General features: G+C 33.9%; 30 protein-coding genes and 2 tRNA genes. 18 read left to right on the top strand and 14 right to left on the bottom strand.

The window, feature by feature from the left end:
- Positions 1-199, top strand: a 199-nt coding sequence (locus AB1410_10485) for a hypothetical protein (GenBank protein MEW6457123.1), incomplete at its 5' end; no start/stop codon positions are given.
- Positions 200-370: 171 nt separating this feature from the next.
- Here the strand turns inward: AB1410_10485 and AB1410_10480 are convergent.
- Positions 371-2,704: a M20/M25/M40 family metallo-hydrolase gene (locus tag AB1410_10480; protein MEW6457122.1), complete on the bottom strand. Its 2,334-nt coding sequence runs from the start codon at positions 2,702-2,704 to the stop codon at positions 371-373.
- Positions 2,705-2,809: 105 nt separating this feature from the next.
- Between AB1410_10480 and AB1410_10475 the strand changes: the two genes are divergently transcribed.
- Complete coding sequence (locus tag AB1410_10475; GenBank protein MEW6457121.1) at positions 2,810-3,052, top strand: hypothetical protein; 243 nt, start codon at positions 2,810-2,812, stop codon at positions 3,050-3,052.
- Positions 3,053-3,066: 14 nt separating this feature from the next.
- On the opposite strand, the gene AB1410_10470 is transcribed toward AB1410_10475, so the two are convergent.
- The 5 genes from AB1410_10470 to AB1410_10450 form a co-directional block, all read right to left on the bottom strand.
- Positions 3,067-3,321: a translation elongation factor-like protein gene (locus AB1410_10470; protein MEW6457120.1), complete on the bottom strand. Its 255-nt coding sequence runs from the start codon at positions 3,319-3,321 to the stop codon at positions 3,067-3,069.
- Between the two features lie 65 nt (positions 3,322-3,386).
- The gene (locus AB1410_10465) at positions 3,387-4,724 is read right to left on the bottom strand and encodes an MFS transporter (protein MEW6457119.1); all 1,338 of its coding nucleotides are present in this window, start codon (positions 4,722-4,724) and stop codon (positions 3,387-3,389) included.
- Positions 4,725-4,823: 99 nt separating this feature from the next.
- The gene (locus tag AB1410_10460) at positions 4,824-5,156 is read right to left on the bottom strand and encodes a type II toxin-antitoxin system PemK/MazF family toxin (protein MEW6457118.1); all 333 of its coding nucleotides are present in this window, start codon (positions 5,154-5,156) and stop codon (positions 4,824-4,826) included.
- Complete coding sequence (locus AB1410_10455) at positions 5,141-5,335, bottom strand: DUF2281 domain-containing protein (GenBank protein MEW6457117.1); 195 nt, start codon at positions 5,333-5,335, stop codon at positions 5,141-5,143. Before AB1410_10455 ends, AB1410_10460 begins: the two co-directional genes overlap by 16 nt.
- A gap of 122 nt (positions 5,336-5,457) precedes the next feature.
- Positions 5,458-5,550 (bottom strand) — tRNA-Ser (locus tag AB1410_10450).
- Positions 5,551-5,693: 143 nt separating this feature from the next.
- Here AB1410_10450 and AB1410_10445 point away from each other — a divergent pair.
- The 5 genes from AB1410_10445 (at position 5,694) to AB1410_10425 (ending at position 9,620) form a co-directional block, all read left to right on the top strand.
- Positions 5,694-6,818: a 6-bladed beta-propeller gene (locus tag AB1410_10445; protein ID MEW6457116.1), complete on the top strand. Its 1,125-nt coding sequence runs from the start codon at positions 5,694-5,696 to the stop codon at positions 6,816-6,818.
- Between the two features lie 243 nt (positions 6,819-7,061).
- Complete coding sequence (locus tag AB1410_10440; GenBank protein ID MEW6457115.1) at positions 7,062-7,271, top strand: hypothetical protein; 210 nt, start codon at positions 7,062-7,064, stop codon at positions 7,269-7,271.
- Positions 7,272-7,602: 331 nt separating this feature from the next.
- Complete coding sequence (locus AB1410_10435; protein ID MEW6457114.1) at positions 7,603-8,739, top strand: NHL repeat-containing protein; 1,137 nt, start codon at positions 7,603-7,605, stop codon at positions 8,737-8,739.
- A gap of 30 nt (positions 8,740-8,769) precedes the next feature.
- Positions 8,770-8,994: a hypothetical protein gene (locus AB1410_10430; protein MEW6457113.1), complete on the top strand. Its 225-nt coding sequence runs from the start codon at positions 8,770-8,772 to the stop codon at positions 8,992-8,994.
- Positions 8,991-9,620, top strand: a complete 630-nt coding sequence (locus AB1410_10425) for an ATP-binding cassette domain-containing protein (protein ID MEW6457112.1) — start codon at positions 8,991-8,993, stop codon at positions 9,618-9,620. The genes AB1410_10430 and AB1410_10425 overlap by 4 nt, the downstream gene beginning before the upstream one ends.
- A 20-nt stretch (positions 9,621-9,640) precedes the next feature.
- Here AB1410_10425 and serS read toward each other — a convergent pair whose 3' ends face one another.
- The 8 genes from serS to coaD all read right to left on the bottom strand — a co-directional run bounded on the left by serS (position 9,641) and on the right by coaD (position 18,631).
- Positions 9,641-10,918 (bottom strand): serine--tRNA ligase, encoded by a 1,278-nt coding sequence (serS, locus tag AB1410_10420; GenBank protein ID MEW6457111.1) that lies wholly within the window; start codon positions 10,916-10,918, stop codon positions 9,641-9,643.
- 427 nt (positions 10,919-11,345) lie between these two features.
- The gene (locus AB1410_10415; protein ID MEW6457110.1) at positions 11,346-12,107 is read right to left on the bottom strand and encodes a hypothetical protein; all 762 of its coding nucleotides are present in this window, start codon (positions 12,105-12,107) and stop codon (positions 11,346-11,348) included.
- A 57-nt stretch (positions 12,108-12,164) separates the two neighbouring features.
- Complete coding sequence (locus AB1410_10410) at positions 12,165-13,334, bottom strand: glycosyltransferase (protein ID MEW6457109.1); 1,170 nt, start codon at positions 13,332-13,334, stop codon at positions 12,165-12,167.
- Entirely contained in the window at positions 13,315-14,532 is a 1,218-nt protein-coding gene (locus tag AB1410_10405) for an ABC transporter permease (GenBank protein ID MEW6457108.1), read from the bottom strand. Before AB1410_10405 ends, AB1410_10410 begins: the two co-directional genes overlap by 20 nt.
- The gene (locus tag AB1410_10400; GenBank protein ID MEW6457107.1) at positions 14,519-15,289 is read right to left on the bottom strand and encodes an ABC transporter ATP-binding protein; all 771 of its coding nucleotides are present in this window, start codon (positions 15,287-15,289) and stop codon (positions 14,519-14,521) included. The genes AB1410_10405 and AB1410_10400 overlap by 14 nt, the downstream gene beginning before the upstream one ends.
- 21 nt (positions 15,290-15,310) lie before the next feature.
- Positions 15,311-16,648, bottom strand: a complete 1,338-nt coding sequence (locus AB1410_10395; protein ID MEW6457106.1) for an efflux RND transporter periplasmic adaptor subunit — start codon at positions 16,646-16,648, stop codon at positions 15,311-15,313.
- 104 nt (positions 16,649-16,752) lie between these two features.
- Positions 16,753-18,135: an FAD-linked oxidase C-terminal domain-containing protein gene (locus AB1410_10390; protein MEW6457105.1), complete on the bottom strand. Its 1,383-nt coding sequence runs from the start codon at positions 18,133-18,135 to the stop codon at positions 16,753-16,755.
- Complete coding sequence (gene coaD / locus AB1410_10385) at positions 18,113-18,631, bottom strand: pantetheine-phosphate adenylyltransferase (GenBank protein ID MEW6457104.1); 519 nt, start codon at positions 18,629-18,631, stop codon at positions 18,113-18,115. The genes AB1410_10390 and coaD overlap by 23 nt, the downstream gene beginning before the upstream one ends.
- 234 nt (positions 18,632-18,865) lie before the next feature.
- Between coaD and AB1410_10380 the strand changes: the two genes are divergently transcribed.
- The 11 genes from AB1410_10380 (at position 18,866) to AB1410_10330 (ending at position 26,762) form a co-directional block, all read left to right on the top strand.
- Positions 18,866-19,783, top strand: a complete 918-nt coding sequence (locus AB1410_10380) for a TIGR01212 family radical SAM protein (protein MEW6457103.1) — start codon at positions 18,866-18,868, stop codon at positions 19,781-19,783.
- Between the two features lie 65 nt (positions 19,784-19,848).
- On the top strand, positions 19,849-20,121 hold the full coding sequence (locus AB1410_10375; GenBank protein MEW6457102.1) for an HU family DNA-binding protein: 273 nt from the start codon (positions 19,849-19,851) through the stop codon (positions 20,119-20,121).
- 100 nt (positions 20,122-20,221) lie between these two features.
- Positions 20,222-20,293 (top strand) — tRNA-Val (locus tag AB1410_10370).
- 55 nt (positions 20,294-20,348) lie between these two features.
- Positions 20,349-22,085 (top strand): threonine--tRNA ligase, encoded by a 1,737-nt coding sequence (gene thrS, locus AB1410_10365; GenBank protein MEW6457101.1) that lies wholly within the window; start codon positions 20,349-20,351, stop codon positions 22,083-22,085.
- 4 nt (positions 22,086-22,089) lie between these two features.
- Positions 22,090-22,647: a translation initiation factor IF-3 gene (gene infC / locus AB1410_10360; GenBank protein ID MEW6457100.1), complete on the top strand. Its 558-nt coding sequence runs from the start codon at positions 22,090-22,092 to the stop codon at positions 22,645-22,647.
- Positions 22,616-22,816, top strand: a complete 201-nt coding sequence (gene rpmI, locus AB1410_10355; protein MEW6457099.1) for a 50S ribosomal protein L35 — start codon at positions 22,616-22,618, stop codon at positions 22,814-22,816. Before infC ends, rpmI begins: the two co-directional genes overlap by 32 nt.
- Positions 22,817-22,833: 17 nt before the next feature.
- The gene (rplT, locus tag AB1410_10350; protein ID MEW6457098.1) at positions 22,834-23,184 is read left to right on the top strand and encodes a 50S ribosomal protein L20; all 351 of its coding nucleotides are present in this window, start codon (positions 22,834-22,836) and stop codon (positions 23,182-23,184) included.
- A 3-nt stretch (positions 23,185-23,187) separates the two neighbouring features.
- Positions 23,188-24,231 carry a phenylalanine--tRNA ligase subunit alpha gene (pheS, locus tag AB1410_10345; GenBank protein MEW6457097.1) on the top strand — a complete coding sequence of 348 codons (1,044 nt, stop codon included), beginning with the start codon at positions 23,188-23,190 and terminating at the stop codon, positions 24,229-24,231.
- A gap of 1 nt (position 24,232) precedes the next feature.
- A complete protein-coding gene (gene pheT / locus AB1410_10340) occupies positions 24,233-26,275 on the top strand; it encodes a phenylalanine--tRNA ligase subunit beta (protein MEW6457096.1) in 2,043 nt (680 codons plus the stop codon).
- Between the two features lie 17 nt (positions 26,276-26,292).
- Positions 26,293-26,481, top strand: coding sequence for a cell division protein ZapB (locus tag AB1410_10335; protein ID MEW6457095.1), 189 nt, complete (start codon positions 26,293-26,295; stop codon positions 26,479-26,481).
- Entirely contained in the window at positions 26,478-26,762 is a 285-nt protein-coding gene (locus AB1410_10330) for a cell division protein ZapA (protein MEW6457094.1), read from the top strand. Before AB1410_10335 ends, AB1410_10330 begins: the two co-directional genes overlap by 4 nt.
- The last annotated feature ends 151 nt before the right edge of the window (positions 26,763-26,913 follow it).

Here is a 26,913-nt window from a genome sequence, read left to right as displayed (position 1 = left end):
AAGTATATATCAATTATTGAAGCACATAAGAAGGTGCAATGTGGTTAGTACAGGAATGCCAGAATACGGTTCTTTTAGTGAATATAAGCATGGGTACTTATCAGGTGAGCTTATTTTAGGGTTGCTTTTCGCAAGGCTAAAGCCTTGCCCTACATGTAAAAATATTTTGTGCGTTTGTATTAGTGTGCTGTCCCCATAAATATCTTCGCAGGCAGACGGTCTCTCTTACAGCACACTGAAGGGGTATGGGGAAGGTATCTTCCCCATGTCTGGGAGGTGCTCAGCGAAGCGTCTAAGGAGATCTTTCTCCCATAGGGAAAGTGTCGTGTCACAGAAGAGTATAACAAAGAGATATTTAAGTGACACGACACTAAAAGGGACGAACATAGAGAGGAGCTACTTCTCTTTCGCCTTTTACTTTTCTGAAAATTTCCCTGAAATTTCCGCCTAATATTTTTCCGATATCATCTCTTGTATATTTGTTCTCAAGCATTATTAATGTTAAATCCAAAAGGGACTTAAGATAATCATCGCAGCTTGAATATTTTGAAAAAATCAAGATATTATCTATTCCGATTTCTTTCTTTATGTTATCAATCCTATGAAAAGCAATGTTTGCTGGTATATCAAATCCTATAGAGATTCCTACAGCCCATCCTTTTTCCTTTATTAACCTGAGAAAATCTTTATCAAGATTCTCATCGGTAAGAATTATCCCTGGTTTTGAAGAAGATTCCACAAGGGACTTCATCTGAGATATTATCTGCTTAGTTCCTATTATTAAAATTCCCTCCTCATTAAATATCTTTAAAAGCTTCTTTCCTTTCTCTGAAATACTCTCTTCTAAGAAAAACGGAGGTTTTCCTTCAAAAAATATGTAATCCATTCCAACTTTTCCGAAAATTCTCGCCCATTCCATATCCTCAACAAATGGCTTCGTATCTGTCAATCCCAGTATAAAAGTTAATTTATTTCCTCTTGGATTTGTAATCAGGTCAGAAGAAGACTTAATCAGAGATACTTTTTTCATTTCTTTTATTTCCTGAGACAAAGAAACAACCTGTTTTAAAATTGTTTCAATCTTCATGTCTTCACCGTAATCTATATAAAAAGGAGTTATAAACTGAAGGTCCACATCGAATTCTTTTTTAATAGCAATTTTATCGTATTCTCTCTTTTCAATTGGATTTATATTTAACAAAGGAGAATACTTAACAATGTACCTTTCTTCTCTTTTCGTTTTAATTAAATTTTCATCATGATTTGCAACAACTAAAGTTGCGTTATAGACTAATTTTCCTGTCTTCTCCAGTATTACTGGATCGATGATGTCCCACTCATCTCTTGGCTTATGGTATTTATAATGTCTCCCATCTGTCATGATGGCGTAAGCTGGTATTCCTTTCATGATAAAGTATGTCTGATCTGAACCGCCAGGGCCTCCTCTTCCAGAAACAGCGTAATCGAGTATTTCTTTGGGTAAGGACTTTTCAATCAAATTCCAAACCTCAGGACTGTAATATTCTCCCCTGAAATTTACTTTCCCAGTTCCATGCCCGACCATATCCATGTTAAAATATGCGACTGTTTTTTCCATAGGAAAGAGTGGATGCTCTGTATAATATTTTGAACCTAAAAGACCCTGCTCTTCAGCTGCCCACAATGCAAAAATCACGGTTCTCTTTGGCTTTATACCAGCTTGTTTCATTTCCCTTGCAATTTCCATGCATACTGCAGTGCCAGAGGCATTGTCATTGGCACCATTGTATATATCTCCAAGAGGAGACTTTCCAAGGTGATCCATATGAGCTCCTACAATTACATATTCACTCTTCAATTTCGGGTCAATTCCTGATATTTTTCCAAGCACATTTTTAGTCTTTCTACCTTTGTCAAAAGTTGACTTACCAGAAACTTCTATCTTAACCCTGGTATCAAAAGAGTAAGGCTTGAAATTTTCACTTATCAGAGCAACAAGGTCTCTTAGATCATACTTTATGTATTTAAAAATAAAATTAGTTGCATTATCCTCAAGGCTACCTATAAAAAAATTCTTTCTGTATAATTCTTTTTTAACTGAAACTCTGAAGAACTGAGTTTGCTGTTCAGGATTCTTAAGAAATATTACACCTTTTGCTCCTTTTTTCTGGGCGGTCTCTATTTTTTTATTAACATTTTCGAAATCTTTCAATTCCTTCTCTTTTCCTTTCGGAATCCCGTATACTACAAGAACTAATTTTCCCTTTGGATCTATATCTCTATATTCATCAAATTTATTCTCCGGCGAGGAGATACCAAAACCCACAAATATTAATTTTGACTTGAATCTGCCAGACCCTGAAAATTTCGTTATATGCCAGTCTTCACCATAAATAAATTCTCTTTTTTCAAAGCCATTGTTTAGCACCATTTTTACATTCTTATCCACATTAAAATATTCAATGGTAAAAAATTGAAAATAAGAATTTTTCTCCCCGGCTCTTTCTATTCCCCATTTTTCAAACTGCTTTGCTATCCAATCAGCGGCTTTCTCAGCGCCTTTTTGGCCGCTCTTTCTTCCTTCAAATTTGTCAGAAGCTAAATGTTTGACATATTTAAGAGCTTTCTTACCATCTACATCTGAAAAGGCGGATGAGGTAGCTAAACAAAAAATCAAAATAAATGTGCTTAAAACTAAAATTGATTTTTTAAATCTCAGCTTCATCTCTCCTCCTTCAATGGTCTTCATATATTAAACCAATTTCAAAAAAGTTTCAAAAAATTAAAATTTTTATTTGACATTATGATAAACTTAAACGAAAATTTTTTTATGGAAAGAAGTATTTTAATAGAAGAAGAGAATAAAAAAATAAAATTGCTAAAATTTGTAATCGATGCATCCCTCTCTGAAATTTACCAATCAAAAAATCTAAATCTTATTGAAGCATATAGAATCTTTAAAAAGGCAAGAAAAATAGCCACGATTCTTTTCCCCGATTCAGAGCTCACTTTTGATTTAATTTACAAGAAGAAATTTTTCAGAGCAATAATGGAGAGATTCCCTTTAAGCTGATAGTAAATTCTCTTTTATGGAATCACCTTGTATATAACATCATTTTCTCTTACATGGTCATCAACTTTCAGAGCTACATTATCTCCAGGCTTTGCCTTCTGAATTGGTTTATGTTCAATCTGAAGAGAGGCGACTTTCTGAAAAAAGTCTGTGGTACGGCCCAATATATGAATTTCATCTCCAACTTCTAAAGTATCTTCAAGATCTAAAACTGCAACACTTATATTTGTGAAATAATGAGTAACCTTACCGATTCTTTTCTCTTCCATAATGCTACCTCCTCCTTACTTTTTTATTTATTTACCACAATAAATAAAATTAATCAAAAGGTTTATTATTCATGAGACCTTAACTCAGGAACATAAACTAAAATTCCAGCAGCAACTATAGCGCATAGAATTGCTCCGAGACAAACTGTTAGTGGAGCACCAATTAATTCCGCAATTATTCCAGCCTGAATGCTTCCGATGGGCATCATCCCAAAAAAAGTCAAAGTGTAAAGACTCATTACCCTTCCTCTTAGATTGTCTGGCACTATCGATTGGATTAACGAATTCGCACTTGCCATCTGAGTTATCATTGACCACCCTACACCAAATATAAATATCGAGGAAATTGTAAATGATTTTGAAATTGCGAAGAAAAAAAGAGTTATCGGAAGAACCAGGTTTCCAGCTGTAAGAAGAAGCCCTTTCTTTTTATAATCTCCCAGTGAAGCAAGACTCAATGCTCCTATCAAAGCGCCTATACCTGAAAATGCCATTAAAAATCCCAGTCCTGAAGCTCCTACCTGCAGGATATCTCTGGCAAAAACTGGCATGAGCATCATGTAGGATGTTCCAAAAACGCTAAAAGAGGCAACAAGAATTATTATGGAGATTATCAGTCTATTATTTTTTACATATTTAAAACCCTCTTTAAGGTTCTCCCATATCGAATCATGAGAATTGTTCGAGTTTATTTTAACACTATTAATCAAAAATAAACTCCAAATTACCGCAAGGAAACTGATTCCATTTATTATAAAGATTCCTGAAATTCCAATCACTGCCATCAAAATTCCTGCAAGGGCTGGGCCAATTATTCTTGCACTGTTGAACATTGTTGAATTTAATGCTATCGCGTTTGTAAGGTATTCTTTCGAAACAATCTCAGCAATAAAAGATTGTCTTGTGGGTGCATCTATTGCGTTTACTGTTCCAAGAAATGTAGCTAAGAAAAGAATATGCCAGACATTCACAGCTTTAGATATTGTTAAACCTGCTAAAATAAATGCCTGCACCATCGCAAATGTTTGAGTTGTGATAAGAAGATTTCTCTTTGAAAATCTATCTGCAAGAACACCTCCAAACAATGAAAAAAAGAGAACAGGAATAGAGCCAGCAAAACCTGCAAGACCTAAATAGAATGGAGAGTTTGTTAAAATTAAAACGAGCCATCCAAGGGCTACACTCTGCATCCATGAACCTGTCAGAGAAATTAGCTGACCAATCCAGTAAATCCTATAATCTCTGATTCTCAACGAACTGAAAGTAATGCTAAGCCATCTGTTTGCCATCCTTTCTGGACTTCCATTAACCTTCAATTCCATAATTTTTCTCTGTTTACTCTTTACCGTCCATTCTTCATTCTTTTTATCTCCATGTTCATAATTTTGCTCAATATTTTTCACAATCTTTTACTACGTACTTTTTGTCTTTTTTGATAATTGTATGTCCTTCTGTTTATAAAAGCGTTTTTTGGTTATCAATATCCCTTGGAAATTGCGAATTTACCTATGAATAATCTCAATCACTTTTTCAATAATCCCATTTACTTTGTCGGGTTTAAGGTTGCCGGCTCGATATAAGACAATGAGACTATCTGCTGTAAATATACGGTTAGGTCTCACATTGCTTGGTTGCTTCAGACTCCCTTGCACAAAATCATCATCATCAATTGGAACAGTATATTTATCCTTAATCGTTTGACTGGTTATCTGGCAAAGAATTAGGTCATCACCTTCCAACACTGAAATGACTAAAGCAGGCCGCCTTTTGGCTTGGGTTAAATCAGAGAAGGGAAAGGGAACAACAACGACATCGCCCTTCACAAATCTTGCCACGCCTCGTCCTCTTCTGGCCTCATCCAATCTTTTTTGAGAGAGGACTCACTTGCAATGGCAGTATCGATACGTTCCTTGATTCTCTTTGTTTTCAAAAAGTGAATAAAGTCCAATACTTCGTCAAGGAAGGATTCAGGAACTTGCTCAATCTCGCTTAGAAATAACTCTTTTTTACTCATAATCTTATCTCCCTAATTTCCTCATTTCAATATATCACAATGACTAATTCCTTGCAATTTCCCGAATTGATAGAAAAATACTAACATGAAATTAACTTCTTCACAAATAAACAGAAAATGGCTGGCGGAGGGAGAGGGATTCGAACCCCCGTCTCCCGGGCTACGAGAGAAGCGATTTTCAAGACCGCCGCCTTAAACCACTCGGCCATCCCTCCAAACTAAATAAATATTATAACTTAAAAGTTTAAAAAATTCATTTGACTTCTTGAATTCTAAGTGTTTAAATAAAAAGCATCAAAGGGGAAAGAAATGACCCTTAAGATTATTTGAAAAGAATAGTGAAAACCAAAGAGGAAATATGTCTATTAAGAATAAAATATATTTCGTTTTAGAAATAATGCCAATTATCACGATTTTAATTTCATGTAGCTCGAAAAGTGATAAAATCCCAAAAATAATCAGCTCTTCGCCAATATATCGAGATAATAATTACGTGTATTTAGAAAAATTATATAGTATCGATGTTACACAAATAAATTTATTTAGTAAGCAATATGAGTATCAGGGTTGCGTCGATTTTGATATGAACAATAATCTATACATTCTTGATAGATATGAAGGAACAATAACCGTATTTGACGAAAATGGGAAATTCGTGAATAAATTTGGAAGACGAGGGCAGGGGCCAAATGAATTTTTAGATGCAAATTTTACGGTTATTAGAAAGGATAAAATCTATGTATTTCAAGGGTTTTTTGAGCTAAAAATTGCCAATCTTCAAGGTGAATATATTTCTAAACATATTATCCAATTAATATATGATAACCCGCTAAAAATAATAGCCGTAGGTGATAAGTTTTATCTTCTTAAGGGGAAAACAGACCGCACCTTTACTAAATTAGAATTGATCTTAACCTCTTTGGAAGAAACTTTTTCTGGAGGAAAAGAGCTCTTTAGATACAAATATCCTCTTGGATTAAGTGGGCCTCCCTGCTGGGAATGGATATTAATATTAGATAGCGGTGAGTTTTATTTCCCTGAAGATAATCTTAATAAATATTCGATAATAAAGTATGATAAGTTAGGAAAACCGAGGCTGATATTCGGCAGGGAATATCAAATAGAAAAATACTCAGAAGAAGCAAGAGAAGAACTTTATTCAAAGCATAAGAAATCGATTGATATGGGAAAAACGAAATTTCCTCCAGCACCTCCCGTTCTTCGAACGATGTTTCAGGATTTGAGGGAGAATATATGGGTAATTTCAGGAGAAACATACGAAGATAATATGAATCCAAATTATGAAAATTCTGTTGATATTTTTAATAAAAAAGGAGAATGGTTGTACTTTTTTAAATCCAAAAATATTTCTAAGAACTGCTTTTATAAAGATGGGAAAATATATAAAGTCTTGCCTATAGACCCTGAAACATATGCTCAGTATATTGAGGTATATAAAATAAAATATTTGAATAGTCAATAAATTGAGACTGCTCAACGCTTGCAAGTAATGATATATCATATAATTACAACTGCCAATTTTTTAACTTACCCCCCATTTTTGGCCGAAAAATACCCCAAATAGCTCATTTCGGGCAAAAGTTACCTCACTATTCATAAAAAATTCCCCCACTATTTCGGTATTATTTTCTATTTACGTTTAAAAGGCATATTTTATGAATCAGAGGAAAAAGAAAATGAGAAAAAATATGAGGTACAAGGGGGTGTGTATGAACTTGTGCATGGGCTGGCGATTAGACTTTATAATCAATGCTATATTCATGCTTTTGCGTTTGGAAAATTAAGCATTGAAAAAAAGAAGTGGTATTGTGCTCATACTAAAAGATCAAAAGAAGATTTATTAAAAATGTATTGTAAACTTTTAGAAAAAAATCCGGAAGGACTTAATTATCTTAGAGAGTATAAATTGACATGATTTAAATTTTTATATAAGGAGGTTTAAATGTGGAGGATTGAAGGAGAAGACTTTGGAGGGACAGTTGCACTTGAAGGGAGTGGTTGTGCATGTATTTGCAGTACGGGAAGCGCTAACACGGATACCGATGCGTATGGCGGTTGCGGTTGTCAATGTAGTTATGGGACTCAGAACGCTATTGCAAATTTTGAGTTGGCCTTTAGTTACATGTTCTAGTGGTAAAGTAGGTATGGGATCTTTCCCCATACCTACCATTCCTATTTTCAAATGTGAAATAATTTATAAAAAAAATTATAATTATATTTAAGGAAGAAGGAAAAGAGAAGTTAAAGTGATAAAGAGTAGAAGATTAAAAAAATACTATTTCTTGTTTGTGGTTTTCACTGTTAACCATTTTATTTATTCATCTCCAAAAAATGTTCATATTTCATTGACAGAGATAAATGAATGTGAAGGTAAAATTAAAATAGATTTAATAAGAGTTTGGGGAGGAGAAGAAGATGATGAAGCAAAGTTCTTCAAAGAGCCAACAGATATAAAAATTAATAAAGATGGTCTATTTTATATAGTTGATTCAAAACAAAATAGAATTCAAGTCTTTGATTCAACTGGAACATTTATACAAACCATAGGAAGAAAGGGTCCCGGCCCAGGAGAATTTTTAAAACCTTATGTTTTATCAATAGACGGGAAAAATCGCCTTATAGTTTCAGACATATTTAACCGTAGGATTCAAATTTTAGATGATAAAGGCAAATATTTAAACAGCTTTAAAACAAAATCGTCTGTTTATTCGATTGACGTAACTCAGAAGGGAGAAATAACAGCATTAGAGAAAATGGGGAAAAATTACAATGATTCTCATATAGTTTTATATGATTTCCAAGGGAAAATGATAAGAGAGATAGGGAAATTTGTTTTCAGGATAAATTCTCATAGTGATTGGGATTCTGTATTTTTCAGTACGGATGATTCAGACAATTTTTATGTATCATACCAAGGAACCCCTTTGCTTCGAAAATACGCATATTCCGGCGAACATATAATGGATATAACTTATGAAATGCCTTTTAAGGTTTACCACAAGATTAGGCCGTTAGCGAATAGCAAAGATATTGAGATAATTGCAGAAAAAACTGAAATTTTGGTATATGGGTTATCCCTTGACGATTATGGAAGGATATACCTTGTTTTGAAAACGAGACCTTTAAAAGAGAAAGAGAAAAAAATCTACGAGAAAGTGGTAGTAGCTGCTGGAGGTGAGTTCTTCGAGTTAGATTCAAAAAAGGAAATTGAATCAGATCATACCGATCTTTTCAGGTTAGTTGTGTTTAATAAGCTGGGTAAAGTTGTGGCTTCAAAGAGACTTGATGTTTTTTGCGATAATATTTATGTTCATAAGGATAGATTGTTTATTCTGGATTCCAATGTAGGGATGAAAATTTATGAATACAGAATTGGTTTTTAACTTTTGGTATCAACATAAAATAAATTGATTATGAAAATTAGGGGTAGTGATTTGAGAAAAAATGAGCCGTTTGTAAAAAAATTTAGAATGAACAAAGGCTACTACATTTATGATGTAAATAGCAATGAAATTTTTAAGGTAGATGAAATTATCTTTGATATTGTTGATAAAATTTATAAAATGGATCTTGAATCAATAGTAAACAAATTTAAAAATAAATATGAAATATCTGATATTAAAAAAGCTACGAAATGATTATTAAATCAAAAGAGGATGTTCTGAAAGGAATTAATCTCATGATTAAACCAGGGGAGAAGGCTTTGATTCAAGGACCAAATGGCTCAGGGAAAAGCACAATAGTGAAGCTAATCCTTGGACTCTATAGAATAGAAAGGGGAAATATCTTTATAGATGGTCATGATATAAATACTCTCTCTCTTTCCTCTTTAAGGGAAAGAATCTCCTTTGTCTCCCAGAATGTATTTCTCTTTAATGACACAATCAAAAACAACATCCTCTACAGCAGACCTGATGCAAAGAATGAGGAAGTAGAAAAAGCAGCTAAATTAGCAGGAGCTTATGAATTTATAATGAATCTTGAGGATGGTTTTGACACAGTGATAGGAGAAACAGGAAAGAAACTTTCAGGAGGAGAGAGAAAGAAGTTATCAATTGCAAGGGCAGTCCTTAAGGACTCTGACATAATCATATTCGATGAGGCAACCTCAGAGCTTGATTTAGAGTCGGAGAGAAGGATTGAGGAGCTTATTGCTGAGAGATTCAAGGAGAGAACCTGTATCATAATCTCCCACAGGAAATGGGAAAGTAGCCCATTGGACAGGGTATATATCTTAAAAGATGGGAGATTTAATGATAACTAATTGTAAGTAGAGATGATAGTTCATTGTTTGCTGATTTTATCTACCCCATCCATATATGGTCTTAAAGCTTCTGGAATCAGGATGCTCCCATCTTTCTGCTGGAAATTCTCAAGGATAGCAGACACAGTTCTTCCTATTGCCAACCCTGAGCCATTTAAAGTATGGAGAAATTCTGGCTTTGAGCTGGAATCTCTTCTAAATCTTATGTTTGACCTTCTTGACTGAAAGCTTTCAAAATTGCTGCAGGATGAGATTTCCATATATTCATTCTTACTTGGCATCCATACTTCAATGTCATAAGTTTTTGAAGCTGCAAACCCTAAATCACCAGTGCATAAACTCACAACTCTATAGGGCAATTCTAATCTTTTAAGAATTTCTTCAGCATCTGAAAGAAGCCTTTCTAACTCTTCATAAGATTTCTCTGGCAGAGTAAATGTCATTAATTCAACCTTATTAAATTGATGCTGCCTTATAAGTCCTCTTACATCTTTTCCATATGACCCTGCTTCAGAGCGAAAACAGGGAGTATAAGCCACGTATCTTTTTGGTAATTCATCTACATTCAAAATCTCATCTCTGAATAGATTTGTAAGGGGAACTTCAGCTGTTGGGATTAAATAAAAATTATATCCTTCAATTTTAAATAAATCCTCCTTGAATTTCGGAAGATTGCCTGTTCCGATTAAACTATCCTCATTTGAGATAAAAGGAGGCAAAACTTCATAATATCCTCTTTCTTTTGTGTGAACATCGAGCATAAAATTTATGAGTGCCCTTTCCAATTTAGCCCCAAGACCGTAATATATAGAGAATCGGGATCCTGCAATTTTTGAGGCTCTCTCAAAATCAAGAATTCCAAGCTCTACCCCTAAATCCCAGTGCGGTTTTGGTTCAAAATCAAATTTCCGAATCTCCCCCACTCTTTTTATCTCAAGGTTATCTGAAGAATCATTTCCAACTGGAACTGAGTGATGGGGAATGTTGGGTAAATTTAACATTAAATCATTTAACAATAATTCTTTATCCTTCAGTTTATCTTCAAGTTCTTTAATTTCCTCCCTAATTTTTTTAACCATTCCTATTTTTCTCTCTGCTGATTCACCTGATTTTTTAAGGACCTCCACTTCTTTTGATATTTTATTTCTTTCTGCTCTTAGCTTTTCAATTCTTTGAAGAAGCTCTTTTCTTTCTCTATCCAGATTCTTGAATCCATTCAAATTAATCTTCTGACCTCTTAAGCTGAGCTTTTCCTCAGCTTCCTGTAAATTCTCCCTCAGCCAGTTAATATCTAACATTTTTAAAATTATACCACATAGTTCCTTATCACTGAATATTTTCTTGAATCGCTTCACTTTCATTCATAATTAAATACAAAAAATGGCTTAATGAGGCAGTGGATACTTTCAAAAATCTGGAAATAAATAGATTTTACTTATATTTTCTTTAGATTCTTGATTAATTTGAAGCTTCTTCTTATTTTTTCCCATTTTTCTATTTTAATTATAAAGATTTTTTTGGAAATTAGGGGCACTTCTAAATTTTCCTTCTGAAATATCTTATGTAATTTTACCATGTTTGTCTATATGGATAAAAAAACAGGTCACTTATAAATTTGATATGATGAGATTCACTTTAATCTTAAGGGTATAAAGTTGTAATATCATTAAAAATACGGGAAGTGTCCCAATTTAAAAAATTCGGATGTGTCCCTAATTAAAAAATTTAGGATTCAACTGAAAGGTCCAATAATTTTAACTTTTCTTTTAGTTTCTCATTTATAGCATCTAAATTATTCTCTTCAAACCGAAAAATTGAATTTTTTTTCATTACATCCTCTCCATATCTTTCCCTTACCACTTTTAAATATCCCTCGCAGATTAATTTTCCATCTGCTTTAGGGAGAATTGGAAAGATTTTTGACTCAAGAAAAAAATTTACATTTCCCGCTTTTTCTGAATCTATCCACCAGATTAAATTATTTACAGGATTGTATTCAGTCCATAACATAATCTCAATTCCAAATTGTTTTATTCTTCTTGAATTATCTACGCTGATAAAAATCTTACTCTCAACGGTTCCTGTTCTGTAAATTTTTATGGAAGAAAGAGCATTCCTGATATCCTTGATAGGAAGGAACCCTTCTTTTTTCTTTTTTGAAAAAAAGCCGAGTGAAAAACTCTTTCCATTTAAAATAAGGTATGCTTCAACCTGAAAATCTTCATAAGGGAATTGGAAACTGTAAGGAGCTACATAAAAATTTTTATTTACCTGTATTAAACTTGAATTTATTTCTTTATAATAACTACCAGCAAAAGTTCTAAATAGTTTAAGCCATCTGATCTTAATCTTTACATCATTAAAATCTTCGCCTGAAAGATTTTCTACAGTTCCATTAATTTCCGGAGTAATAGTTGCAGGTTTTGTACAGCCTATTGAGATAAAAATAGAGCTTAATATTAAAAAAATCACTTTCAATACTTTCATAGAAAATCGATTTTATTTCCTTTATAATAGTCTTTATTATACCAAATTGTAAGAGCATTAACATTTTTTTACTTCATTCAAGATTACTTCAGCAATTCTTAAAGATGCCGCAGGCTTTGCAATTTTTTCTACATTCTCTTTCATTCCTTTCAATCTATCTCTGTCTTTAAGAAGAGACTCAATCTTATACTTAATACTGCTAAGCTGATTTATTTTAATGCCAGTTCCTTCTTCAAGAAAATAGTCCACATTTCTTTCTTCCTGTCCAGGGTAGTTTTCGATAAAAACCATTGGTGCTCCCATTGAAATAGTTTCAGATGTAATTATTCCTCCTGATTTTGTTATAACTAAATCTGAAACAGACAGAATCTCATTCATATTTCCAACCATTCCATATATGAGTATTTTTCTCAGATATGGAAATTCTTTATCTTTAAAATATTCCTTAACTTTTCTCTTCAACTCTTCATCTTTTCCCACAAGTAAGATTAGCTGAAAATCTACTTCCAAAGAAGTTAAATACTTTAATATTTCCAGTATTCTTCTCATTCCCACAATTCCCATTATGAATGAGATAACAGGGCAATCAATCGAAAGTCCAAGTTTGTCCCTCACCTGCTCTCTGTTGATTGGTTCAAGAAATTTCATCCGAACAGGAATTCCAGAAACAATGATATTTTCTTGTCTCATTTTTAACCTATTTAAAAAATGCACCATCTCAATTTTTAACTGCTCGGTTGCAACAAAATAAAAATCAGTTCCTGGAGTTAGCCAGATACTGTGATTTCCATAATCCGTAACTACAACGCCAGTTTTAAACTGCAATTTATCTCTTTCTTTTATGTCCTGAACTATCTTTGAGGGAAGGAAATGGGTAAAAATAAATGCATCTGGATTAATTTCTTTTATATAGCTTATAAACCTCCTTGCCAAGATTCTCATTACCAACCTTGAAAATTTATTAGATTCTGAAACAAATGATACATCCTCTTTTCTTGAATAGAGAAAACCCCATAGATATTTTGCTCTATTTGCAAGAAAAAGATATCCTGAGGCATAGAAAAATTTGAATAATTTAGAAGTGAAATTAAGAATATCGATAACTTCTATTTTAACAGATGGATCTAATTTTATAAGAGCTTCTTTTATAGCCTCAGCAACAGCTTTATGCCCTCCGCCTGCAGATGCATATGAAACAATTATCTTCTTATTCGTATCTGAGGGCATCTATAGGGTTCAAAGAAGAAGCCTTTTTCGCAGGATAGAATCCGAAAAATATTCCCACTCCAGAGGAGAAAAGAAAAGCCAGTAATATTGCCTGGGAAGAAATTAGGGTGGGCCATTTTGCAAAATATGATATCATCTCTGAAGAAAAGATACCGACAATCATCCCTATTATCCCCCCGATTAAAGAAAGAACCACAGATTCAATTAAAAACTGGACTAAAATGTCCCTTTCTTTTGCTCCTACCGCCATTCTTATTCCTATCTCCCTTGTTCTTTCAGTTACTGAGACAAGCATTATGTTCATTATTCCAATTCCGCCAACAAGAAGAGAAATGGAAGCGATACTTCCGAGCAATATTGTCATTATTCTTGTCGTTGATTCAGCAGCTTCTGAAATTTCTGTCTGAGACATTATCGTAAAATCATCGTCCTGGCTTGGAAGAAGTTTGTGCCTTTTTCGCAACACTTGCCTTATCTCCTCCTTAGCATCATTCATCATATCTTTGGAAATTACTGAAAGATGTATTGTATTAATATTGGTTATTCCCATCATTTTCCTCTGGACAGTATAAAGAGGAGCAAAAATAACATCATCCTGATCCCTCCATCCTCCGCTTTGACCCTTTGAAGCCAGGGCTCCTATTACTGTAAAAGGAAGTTTTTTTATCCTTATTATCTTCCCAATAGGGTCCTCGTTTCCAAATAATTTTTCATAAACAGTCTTTCCTATCACACATACCTTGGTTTGACCATGGACATCCTGCATTGTAAAAGATCTTCCTGATACAAGAGGCCATTCCCTTATGTAGAAGAAATCAGGATAAACTCCTTCCACTCCTGTAGCCCAGTTCATATTGCCATATACAACCTGAGCTCCTGTTCTGACTGTGGGAGAAGCCATAGAGATTGATTTAGATTCTTCAAGGAGAGCTTTGACATCATCTTCCTTTAAAGATATAACTGTTCCCATTCCTCCTCTAACTCCTCCTCTGTGGAAAGACCCTGGAAATACTATTAAAAGATTGCTTCCCATTTTTCTGATGTTTTCCTGAACAGAGGCGTTTGCTCCCTGGCCGATGGAAATCATTGCTATCACTGCAGCAACTCCGATTATTATCCCTAACATTGTTAAAAAAGTTCTCATCTTATTTTTTCTCAATGACCGAAACGCAACTTTTATAATATTATAAATGTTCATAATCTCCTCCATTATCTTTATCCATGAGATTTTTTTTGACCTGCATCAATTCTGACTCTGCATTCTTTTCATTCGAATTTAAAACATCTCCGATAATCTTCCCATCTCTGAGCGAAACCATCCTTTTCGAAAAACTTGCGATATCCCTTTCATGGGTGATTATGATAATTGTTCTTCCCTCTTCATTAAGCTTCTGGAATATGTTCATTATCTCTAAACTTGATACACTATCAAGGTTTCCCGTTGGCTCATCAGCTAAAATAATTCTTGGGTCATTAACTATAGCTCTTGCAATGGCAACCCTTTGCTGTTCACCTCCAGAAAGTTGAGCGTTTGTATGCTTTTCCCTTCCTTTAAGCCCAACGCTTTCCAGAGCTTCGTAAGCCCTTTTTCTTCTTTCTTTTGCCGAAGTATTATTGTAAAGAAGTGGCAATTCTACATTTTCAATGGCTGATGTTCTCGAAAGAAGGTTAAAATTCTGAAATACTAAACCCACTTTTTTATTCCTTATCTTTGCAAGCTCATTTCTTCTCATTTTTGAAACATCCTGGTCTTCTAAAAAATATTTCCCCGCAGTTGGAACATCCATGCAACTGATAATATTCAACAAAGTAGATTTTCCTGAGCCTGATGGACCCATTATTGATATAAATTCTTCATTTTCGACTTCAAGAGTCAGTCCCCTAAGGGCTGGAATCTGTACCTCACCCATTTTATAAATTTTAAAAATATTTTCAACATAAATTATCCTCTCCATTTTACTTTACCTGCTTTCTCATTAACGGAACATTCTGAACATAGGAGGGCCTCCCGGAGCCTGGCGCTGAGTGGAGCTCGATTCCTGACCTGAATATCCAATAACTACTTCATCATTTTCTTTTATATTTCCCTCTACTATCTCCACAAAAAACCCATCTGTTATTCCTGTTTTTACCATGAAAGGTTCAAGTTTTCCGCGATCTTTCTCCACATATATCTTTGCTATATTGACTGCTCTCCTTCCAGAACCTTCTGAACCCTCTCTTCTCTCTCTCATTCTTCTCATTATCTCTTCTCTTCTTTCAGGAGGAAGATTCTGGATAAACTCTCTAAATCTTTCACTTCTCTGGCCCATTTCAGAAGGTCTTCCCTCCATGCTTTGTGGCATACTTTGAGGAGATTCGGTAGATGGTCTTTCAGGTTCCTTTACAGGTAATACATCCTCGGGCTTAGGATTAAAAACCACAGCACTTCTTGGAACTTTTAAAACATTATATCTCTCGTCAATTACAACTGTTACATTAGCTGTCATCCCGGGTCTCAACTTCATCTGAAGATTCTCCACATCGATAACCACAGTGTATGTAACAACATTCTGTGCTATTATTGGTTCAAGCCTTATTTGAGAAACAACTCCTCTAAATTTTTCTTCAGGAAACGCATCCACTGTAAAAATAGCATTCTGTCTTTCTTTAACTTTTCCAATGTCAGCTTCATCTATCGATGCTTCAACCTTCATCTTTTTTAAATCTTCAGCGATTAAAAAGAGGGTGGGAGTCTGAAAGCTTGCTGCCACAGTCTGTCCCATATCCACATTCCGTGCTATTACAATTCCATCCACAGGAGATCTTATTGTAGCATATCTTAAATTTGTCTCAGCTCTTTCAAGGTTTGCCTCGCTCTGTTTTAAAGTTGCTTTCGCAGATTCGTATGATGTTTCTGCTTTTATCAACTCAGCCTCAGGAACTAAATTCTGCTTGAACAATTCGAGTGTTCTTTCATAATTTTTTTTAAGCTCATCAAGGGATACCTTTGCTTTATAAAGATTTGCTTCAGCCTCCGCCACCTGAGCTTTAAGAAAAGTCTGGTCAAGCTGGGCAATTACCTGGTCTTTTTTTACGCTTGAATTATAATCAACAAATATTTTTTCGATTATACCTGAAACCTGTGTCCCTACCTGAACAGTGTTCAAAGCGCTTAAATTTCCTGTGGCTGTTACAACAATTGAAATATCTCCACGCTCAACTTTCGCAGTTTTGAACTTAGGTTCATTCTTCTTGTTCTTATATCTATAAAAAACCACAGCACCTGCTATAATTACTATCAGAATCCCGATAATTAGTATTCTCCTTTTCATAAAATCCTCCTTTCTATTATACGCTCTTTCCCAAAATTTTGTTCATTTTTTATCACCTAAAGAAGAGGGAGAAGTTCATTATTCATTTAAAAAGCTCAGGCCTTTCAAAAGAGGGGGAAAATTTTTCCAGGGTTTAATATACCATTGGGGTCGAATACTTTTTTGATCTTTTTCATAATTTCTATTTCTAAGGGAGAAAGCTGTAAATTAATGAAACGGGATTTTGTAATTCCTATACCATGCTCTCCTGAGATAACCCCACCTAATTTTATAACTTCATTAAATAATTCATTTATTGCTTTTTCCACATTTTCAACTTCTTCTGGGTTTGAATCATCAATCATAAAATTTGTATGAATATTCCCATCACCAGCATGACCAAACGAAATCGTCAGTATTTTATATTTCTTTCCTATCTCATTAATTATTTCCAGAATCTCTGGAATTTTCATTCTTGGGACTACTATATCCTGGTTGTATTTTTTTGGCTTTGCCATATTAATGGCAGAAGACACATTTTTTCTGAATATCCAGATATCCTCTTCTTCTTTCTTGTCTTTTGGAATTTTTACTTCCAATGGCGAATATCTTTCCGAGACTGCCAATATTTTTTCTTTAATCTTTTCAATCGCTTCTAATTCTCCGTCTATTTCTGTCAGTATAAACGCTTTAATCTTTTCATCCACTTTTATGTTTAAATATTGAGATGAATACTTAATTGAAAGTTCGTCCATAAACTCAAGGGATGAAGGAAATACTTTCTCTCTTATTATTTCTGAAATGAAATTTGCGGCTTTTATGTATGAATCAAATCCAAACCTTAAAGTTGTTCGGTTGGGAGGAAGAGGAACGAGCCTTAAAATAATTTCTGTTACTATTGCTAAAGTCCCTTCAGAGCCTATCAGAAGGTGTGTAAGGTCATAACCAACCACATTTTTAATCGTCGAGGAACCGGTCTTTATTATCTCTCCATCTGGCAAAACAGCTTTTGTGCCAAGAACATAATTTCTTGTTACTCCATACCTAAAACATCTTGGCCCCCCTGCATTTTCCGCTAAATTTCCTCCAATCGTTGACTTATCAAGACTTGCAGGGTCTGGCGGATAACATAACCCATATTTTTCAACCTCTTTGTGAAAATGCTCTGTAATAACTCCTGGCTCAACTACTCCAATCAAATTTTCTGGGTCTATGCTTAATATTCGATTCATCTTCTCAAGAGAAAGGATTACTCCTCCTCTAACAGCAATAGCTCCTCCGCTGTATCCTGTTCCAGCTCCCCTTGGAGTAACAGGAATTTTTTCTCTGTTCGCTATCTTCATCAGCATAGAAATTTCCTCTGTAGATGATGGAAAAACTACCAAATCTGGGATGAAACTTATTTTGGTCTCATCAGATGAATATTTTTGAAGGGTTAACTCATCATTTAGACATCTCTCTTCCCCGAATATTTTTTTTATTTCATCAATATTCTCTCTGGATATCAATAAATTTCTCCTTGGATACTTTATATTTCTCTTTCATTTTTTCCTCGACAATCTCAGGCACAAGTTCATTCACACAGCCTCCATAATAAAAAATCTCTTTAATAAGTCTTGAGCTTAAAAATGAATATTTCACATTGGGAACCATAAAAAATGTCTCAACCTCTGGATCCAGTTTTCTGTTCATCAATGCCATCTGAAGTTCATACTCAAAATCAGATACAGCTCGTAAGCCTCTTATAACAATTTTTATCTCCTTTTTTTTCATAAATTCTACAAGAAGACCGCTGAACGACTCTACCTTAATTTTACTCTCTTCCCTAAATATCTCTTTTATCATCGAAATTCTCTCTTCAATGCTAAAAAGGGAAGTCTTTTCGGGATTCTCAAGAATTGCAATTAGGATTTCATCAAATATCTCAATGCCTCTCATGACAATATCCACATGCCCATTCGTTATCGGGTCAAAAGAACCTGGAAAAACAGCCTTTATTTTCATTCATTCCTCCAACCATTTCTAATGAAACCCATAAATTAAGTAAAGTTTTGTAGCCGCTAATGATTTGGGCAGTAAAATATTGATATAATATCTCGCATCACAAAACTTTACTTCCTCCTTCAATTATCAATTTTTCAGTTTAAATATTATCACATAACTCTTATCAATCTCAATTTTACTAAATAATTTTTTAAAGCTTGAAAATTAAATGATAATAAAAATAAAATAAAAGCAGTGAAAAAAAGGTATTTTTCATTCAATGAACATCTCAAAAAGGTTTTTAACACAAGGGTTCATAAAATTCCTGTAGATGCTGGATTTTACTGCCCGAACAAAGACGGAACTTTCTCATCAAAGGGATGCATTTTCTGCGATGAGTATGGATCTGGTCCCATAAATAAAAAAAACGTATCAATAACAGATCAGATTATTCAAGGAATAGAGGCAAAAAAGAGAAGATTTGGTGCTGAAAAATTTATAGTATATTTTCAATCTCACACAAACACATATACATCAAGGGAAATTTTAGCAAAATATATAGATGAAGCATTAAAAATAAAAAATGTTGTGGGAATTTCAATAGGAACAAGACCCGACTGTCTGCCGGATGAAATATTCGACCTCCTCGATGAAATTTCAAAAAAAACATATTTCTGGCTTGAACTCGGGCTCCAATCAATTCACCTGAGAAGTTTAAAATCTCTAAATAGAAACCATAATTTTTCAGATTTTCTAAAAAGTTATCTTGAAGCAAAGAAGAGAAACATAAGAGTTTGCGTTCATGTAATCTTGGGAATCCCAGGGGAAGAGAAAGAGGAAACATTAGAAACTGCGAGAGTCTTAAACTTACTTAAAACTGATGGAATAAAAATTCATCCCCTTCATGTATTGAAAAATACAGAACTTGAAAAGCTCTACACCAATAATGAGGTAAAATTGCTTGGAAAAGAAGAATATGTCAGCCTTGTCTGTGACTTTATTGAATATCTTTATCCTGAAACTGTTATACAAAGGCTCACTGGAGAAAGGGAAAAAGAATTGTTTGTTGCCCCTGAATGGCTTTTAAATAAAAGCGAAATCTTGAATTCTATAGACAATGAACTGGCAAGGAGGAATTCTTATCAGGGATGCCGAAATATCGGTAAAATTTAAAAAAACACTTGACAACCCCATTTTTTTGTTTAAAAATAAAGGAAAATTTAAAAAGGAGGTAATAAATGACTAAAGCAGATTTGGTTGCAAAGATGGCAAAGGATTCTGGGATAACAAAGGCTCAATCCACCAAAGCACTTGAAACCGTGCTTTCTACAATTCAGAGTTCATTAAAAACAGGAAAGAAAGTTACATTTGTTGGATTTGGAACATTCACGACTGTCGAAAGAAAGGCAAGAAAGGGAAGAAATCCCAAAACAGGTGAAGAGCTAAGAATACCCAAGAAGAAAGTTCCCAAATTCATCCCAGGGAAAAAGCTAAGAGAAGCTGTAAGGTAATTCTAACAGAACCAAAAACTTAAAGTTGAAAAAAGGCAGCTGCAAAGGCTGCCTTTTTTATTGACTATTTTCAATATTTTATATAATATAAGTTTTTTCCAGGCGCGTAGCTCAGGGGTAGAGCGCTACCTTGACACGGTAGAGGTCAGCGGTTCGAGACCGCTCGCGCCTAAGAAAAAATGGAACGAAATTAATTTAATTGAAATAGATGAAAAAAACAATAGAATATGGATTTAGAAACTTTAAGACATAGCGCATCCCACCTGCTTGCTCAAGCAGTTCTGGATATATTTCCTGAGGTAAAATTAGGAATAGGACCTCCTACAGAAACAGGCTTTTTCTATGAATTTGAAAGAGAAAAGCCCTTTACACCCGAAGATCTTGAGAAGATAGAAATGAGAATGAAAAATTTAGCTCAACAGAATATTCCTATCGAAAAAATCTCTCTTCCAAAAGATGAAGTAATTAAGTTGTTTTCAGAAAAAAATCAGGATCTGAAAGTTGAATTAATAATTGAAAAAGGAGATGAAATGGTTAGTCTCTATAAACAGGGCAATTTCATAGATTTCTGTTTGGGGCCCCATGTTCCATCCACAAATTTTATAAAATATTTTAAATTGCTCTATGTTTCTGGCTCTTACTGGAAGGGAGACGAAAAAGGAAGAAAACTCCAGAGAATATATGGAACCGCATTCTTAGATAAAAAAAGCCTCGAGGAGCATTTACATTTCTTAGAAGAGGCAAAAAAGAGAGACCACAGGAGAGTCGGAAAAGACCTTGATCTCTTCAGCGTTCGGGATGAAATAGGTCCTGGCCTGATTCTCTGGCATCCAAAAGGCTCAATTGTAAGAAAAATAATAGAGGATTTCTGGAGAGAAGAACATCTAAATAACGGGTATGAACTGCTTTTTACTCCTCACATAGCAAGGTTAGAACTATGGAATACAAGCGGCCATCTTGAATACTACTGGGAAAACATGTACCCGGAAATGAAACTTGAATCAGATGAATATGAATTAAAGCCAATGAACTGTCCTTTTCATATCCAGGTTTACAACTCTAAATTAAGAAGCTACAGAGAATTGCCCCTGAGATGGGCTGAGCTTGGAACTGTATATAGATATGAAAGAAGCGGAGTCCTCCATGGATTAATGAGAGTTCGAGGATTCACCCAGGATGATGCCCATCTATTCATGAGAGAAGACCAGTTAGAAGATGAGATTGAGAAACTCCTTGTTTTTAATCTTAACTATTTGAAAGCATTTAGTTTCCAAGATTTTGAGATTTATCTTTCAACAAGACCTGACAGATTTGTCGGAGAAATTAAAGAATGGGAGAAATTTACTCAAATTTTAAAAAATTCTCTTGAGAAATTAAACATTAAATATCGGATTGATTTAGGAGCAGGTGTTTTCTACGGCCCTAAAATCGATATCAAGATTAAAGATGTTTTGGGAAGATCATGGCAATGCTCTACCATTCAGGTTGATTTTAATCTTCCCATAAGATTTGACCTTACATACATAGGAGAGGATGGAAAACAAAATAGAGTTATAATGATACACAGGGCAATAATGGGGTCTTTGGAAAGATTCTTTGGGATTCTTATTGAACATTATGGAGGGAGTTTTCCTCTATGGCTTTCACCTTACCAAGTAGAGATAATTCCAGTTTCTGAAAAATCACTTTCTTATGCAAAAAAAATTAAAGAGAGATTTCAAAAAGAAAAAATAAGAATTAGTCTTTCAGAAAGGTCTGAAAAAGTTGGTTATAAAATCAGGGAGGCTGAAACCGAAAAGATTCCCATCATGATTATAGTAGGAGAAAAAGAAATGAAAAATAACACTGCTTCTTTAAGAATCCATAAAAAAGGAGATATCGGAAAATATAAGATTGATGAAATTATCAGATGGATTAAAAAATCTATTAAAAATAAAACATTAGATTTAGAATTTAGGAGGTGAGTCCCTGAATAAGAGAATCCATCGAATCAATGAGGAAATACGGGCAAAAGAGGTGAGATTAATCGATGAGAATAAAAATCAGATAGGGATAATGGAAACTTATAAAGCTTTAAACATCGCAAGGGAGAAAAACTTGGATCTTGTTGAAATAGCCCCTCAAGCAAATCCTCCTGTGTGCAGGATCATGAATTATGGGAAATATCTCTACGAGCTCCACAAAAGAGCCCATGAATCAAAGAAGCATCAAAAGCAGATTCAAATAAAGGAAATAAAATTCAGGCCGAAAATCAGCTCTCATGACTATCAATTTAAACTTAAACATATCATCAGATTCCTTGAGGAAGGGAATAAAGTAAAAGTGACTGTACTATTTAGAGGAAGAGAAAGATCAAGACCTGAATTTGGAAAAGTTTTAATAGATCGTGTCCTGGAGGACACCAAAGAAATTTCCTTACCTGAATATGACACAAGATTTGAAGGGTATCAAATGTACGTACTCCTCAGCCCAAAAAAACAAGGAGGTCTAAAACATGCAAAAAATAAAGACACACAGGGGAGCTAAAAAAAGATTCAAAATAACGGCGAAAGGAAAAATACTTCGAAGGAAAGCCTTTAAGAGCCATATTCTCACTAAAAAATCTACAAAAAGAAAGAGAAATCTGAAAAAAATAACTCAAGCTTCAAAAAGTGATAAAACAGAAATAAAGAAAATGCTTCCCTATGAATTTTAAAAGGAAAAGGAGGAAAAATGCCAAGAGTAAAGAGAGGGAGTAAGAGAAGGCAGAAAAGAAAAAAAATTCTTAAAATGGCAAAAGGTTATTATGGAGCCAAAAGAAAAAATTACAGGATTGCAAAAGAAGCAGTCGAGAGGTCATTGCTTTATGCATACAGGGATAGAAGAAGAAAAAAAAGAGATTTTAGAAGACTATGGATTATAAGAATAAATGCAGCTCTCAGAAAATACGGCATTTCTTATTCAAAATTTATTTCTGCATTGAAAAAAGAAAGTTTAGATTTAAATAGAAAAATTCTTGCAGACCTGGCTGTAAATGAACCTGAAACATTTGAAGAAATAATAAAAAAATTAAAAGCAATTTAGAAAATGCTTAATGAACTTGAAGAAAAAATTTCAAAGATTAAGACAGAGTTTGAAAAAAAATTAAAAATAATCAAAAGTGAAAAAGACCTTTCAGAACTTAAAGATTTGCTTTTAAGTAGAAAAAGGGGAGAAATTTCTCTTCTATTAAAAAAAATACCAGAACTTTCAGAAAAAGAAAGGCCTTTTGCTGGGAAATTATTGAATGAATTAAGAAATTCTGTTGAGCAAGAAATAAAAAAAGCCCATCAGAAAATTTTAGAAGAAATAGAGGCTGAAAAAAAGATAGAGTATTTTGATATAACTCTTCCAGGAAGGCCTTTTTACACTGGAAGCCCTCACCTAATAAGATTAATAGAAGAAGAAATAGAAGAAATATTTCTAAGAATGGGGTATTCGATTGAAGAAGGTCCTGAAATAGAATCAGACTGGTATAACTTTGAAGCTCTCAACATCCCTAAAGATCATCCAGCAAGAGATCAACAGGATACATTTTATATCGACGATGAAGTGCTCCTTAGAACCCATACTTCACCAGTGCAGATAAGAGTGATGGAAAAAAGAAAACCTCCAATAAAATCTATAATGCCTGGAAGGGTCTTCAGGAAAGATGAAGCAGATGCCTCTCATTCTCCCATGTTTTTTCAGGTAGAAGGTCTTGTGATTGACAAAGGTATTAATTTTGCCCATCTGAAGGGAACTCTTGAAATACTCATCAAAACACTATTTTCTAAAAATACAGAACTCAGGTTCAGACCAAGTTATTTCCCTTTTACAGAGCCATCGGCTGAGGTTGATATGAGATGTCCCCTCTGTAAAGAAATGGACAAAGAATGCAGATTATGTGGCGGAACAGGATGGATTGAGATTTTAGGTGCTGGCATGGTTCATCCTAAAGTTCTTGAGACATGCGGAATTGAGTGGGAAGTTTACACTGGCTTTGCTTTTGGACTCGGCGTAGAGAGAATTGCAATGATAAAGTTAGGGGTTCCAGACATGAGATATTTTTATGAAAATGATTTGAGATTCATAAAACAGTTCGAAAGATAAAATGAAAATAAGTTTGAACTGGATAAAAGAACTGGTGAATTTCACCACACCATTAGAAAAATTGGTTGAAGATTTATATATGAAAGGATTTCCTGGGGAAGAAGTTATAAAAAAAGAGGATGATATAATTCTTAACATCGAAGTTACTCCTAATAGACCCGATTGCTTAGGGCATATGGGAATCGCAAGGGAAATTTCAGCCATATACAATGTACCTCTAAAAAAAGTAAGAGCAACCTATCGAGAAATCGAAGAAGCCATTGAAAATGTGATAGATGTTAAAATCATCGATTATGATTTGTGTCCCCGATACTCCGGAATTCTGGTAAGAGATTTTAATGTTACAGAATCTCCTGTATGGCTAAAAAAAAGACTGGAATACCTCGGCGTAAGGTCGATAAATCTCGCTGTCGATCTAACCAACTATGTTCTTCTTCTTACAGGCCACCCGATCCATGCCTTTGATTTAGAAAAAATTGAAGAAAATAAAATTTTAGTAAGAAAAGCTAAGAATGGTGAAAAAATAATTACTCTGGATGGCGTAGAGAGAATCCTTGACAATGAAATACTTGTGATTGCAGATGGGAAAAAACCCTTAGCTATCGCAGGTATCATTGGCGGAGAAAACTCAGGAATCTCAGAAAATACAAAAAATATCTTTATAGAAAGCGCATATTTTAATCCAGTATCCATAAGAAGAACATCCAAAAAAATCAACCTTGCCACAGAGGCTTCCTATAGATTCGAGAGAGGAACTGATTGGGAATTTCCACCTGTTGCTGCAAGAATCTGTGGAAACCTCTTCTGGAAGTTTGGAGGAAAGATATCCAAAGGGGTCATAGATATTTACCCAGAAAGGATTCCAGAGAGGAAAGTGATTTTGAGAAAAGAAAAGCTTCAGGAGCTGACAGGGGTTTCAATACAGGATAAATTTGTTAAAAAAACTTTGACAAAACTTGGATTCAATGTCGTCAAAACTGGTAAAGGAAAATGGGATGTGACTATTCCTTCTCGAAGAAATGATGTTACTCATGAGGCTGATTTAATTGAAGAAGTTGCCAGATACTTTGGATACGAAAAAATTCCTTCAGAGTTGCCTGCTACAATCGAAAGTGAAATATACATAGGGAAAAGACGAAATAAGATAAAAAAAATCAGAGAAATTCTATTCAAGGAAGGTTATGATGAGGTCATCAATTTCAGCTTCATTAACCCTTGTAATGAAGACTTTTTAAAAGGAGAGCCAATTTTTCTCAAAAACCCCATTTCATCAAAATTTTCTCAGATGAGAAGGTCCCTAATCGCATCACTCCTTGAGAGTATTTCTTTAAACATGAGCAGAGGTATTGATGAGGTAAGGATTTTTGAAGTCGGAAATATCTACAGAAGAGAAAATGGAAAAATCATTGAAAAATTATCCCTGGGAGTTGCAGGCTCTGGTTTTATACATGGAAAAAGCTGGCTTGAAAAGGAAATGCTTTTTGATGTATTCCACTTAAAGGGGAGTATAAGTCATCTTTTAGAAAATTTGGGAATAAAATCAATTAAATTTAAAGAATTATCTGAAAACATCTATGAACAAGACTCCTGCCTTGAGATATTTATTTATAACGAGAAAGTCGGCTCCTTAGGAATTTTAAATGATTCTATTGCGAAAAAATTTCAAATAGAAAAAAAAGTCGTTTATTCAGAATTGGACCTTGATAGAATCCTTGATGAAGAACATAAATTTGAATTTGAACCAATCTCTCGATTTCCATCTATAACCAGGGATATCTCATTCATTGTGGATAGGAAAACCCCTTATTCAAAGATAGAAGAAACAATACTATCATTAAAAATTAAAGAACTTGAGAAATTCTATTTATGGGATATCTTCTCAGGGGGTAATGTTCCTCCAGAAAAAGTTAGTATGACTATGAGTTTTGTATACAGAAGCATCGATAGAACTCTTAAAGATGAAGAAGTAAATCTTTTACATATGGAATTAATAAAAAAATTAAAAGAAAAAATTGATATAAAACTTCGACAGAAAAGTCCGTGAAGAAAGGAGGAATAAATTTGACAATAGAGCAAGACAACATTAAAATGTTAGAAGGAAAAGTAATAAATTTAATTGAAAGTTTAAAAAAACTTAAGGAGGAAAATGAAAAATTGAAAGAAGAAATAAAAAATTTGAAAGAGGACAGAGAATTAATTAAATCCAAGATCGAATATATTTTAAATAAAATTGAGGAAATTGAAATTTGAATGACAAAATAATAAATTTAGAAATTGGAGGAAATCAATTTTCTATAAAACTAAAGGATTATTCGGAGGAAGAGATAAGAGAAATAGCAGAATATTTAGATTCTAAAATGAAACAAGTCGAATTAAATTCTGGGCTGATTGAGCCGTATAAATTAGCAATTCTAACCGCTTTACACATTACAGATGAACTTTTTCAACATAAAAAAAAGTTAGTTAAATATGATGAGGCTTTTAGAAGGATTGAAAAGTGGTTAGAGAGTTTGGAGGAAAAACAGAATTAAACAAATGAAAAAAAAGAATAAAATAAGATTTATTAAAATATATGATAAGAAAATTAAATTAAAAAAAATTTACCTAAATTTTCTTCTAAACTTTAATGCATCCCTCCCAACTTTCGACTCCTTCTAACTTCTAATAAGCCGTATTTAAAGG

It is taken from the genome of Acidobacteriota bacterium, from assembly GCA_040756905.1.
Lineage (GTDB): Bacteria > Acidobacteriota > Aminicenantia > JBFLYD01 > JBFLYD01 > JBFLYD01.
The sequence above is the reverse complement of the archived record's forward strand: the minus strand, read 5'-3'. Positions and strand labels throughout refer to the sequence as shown.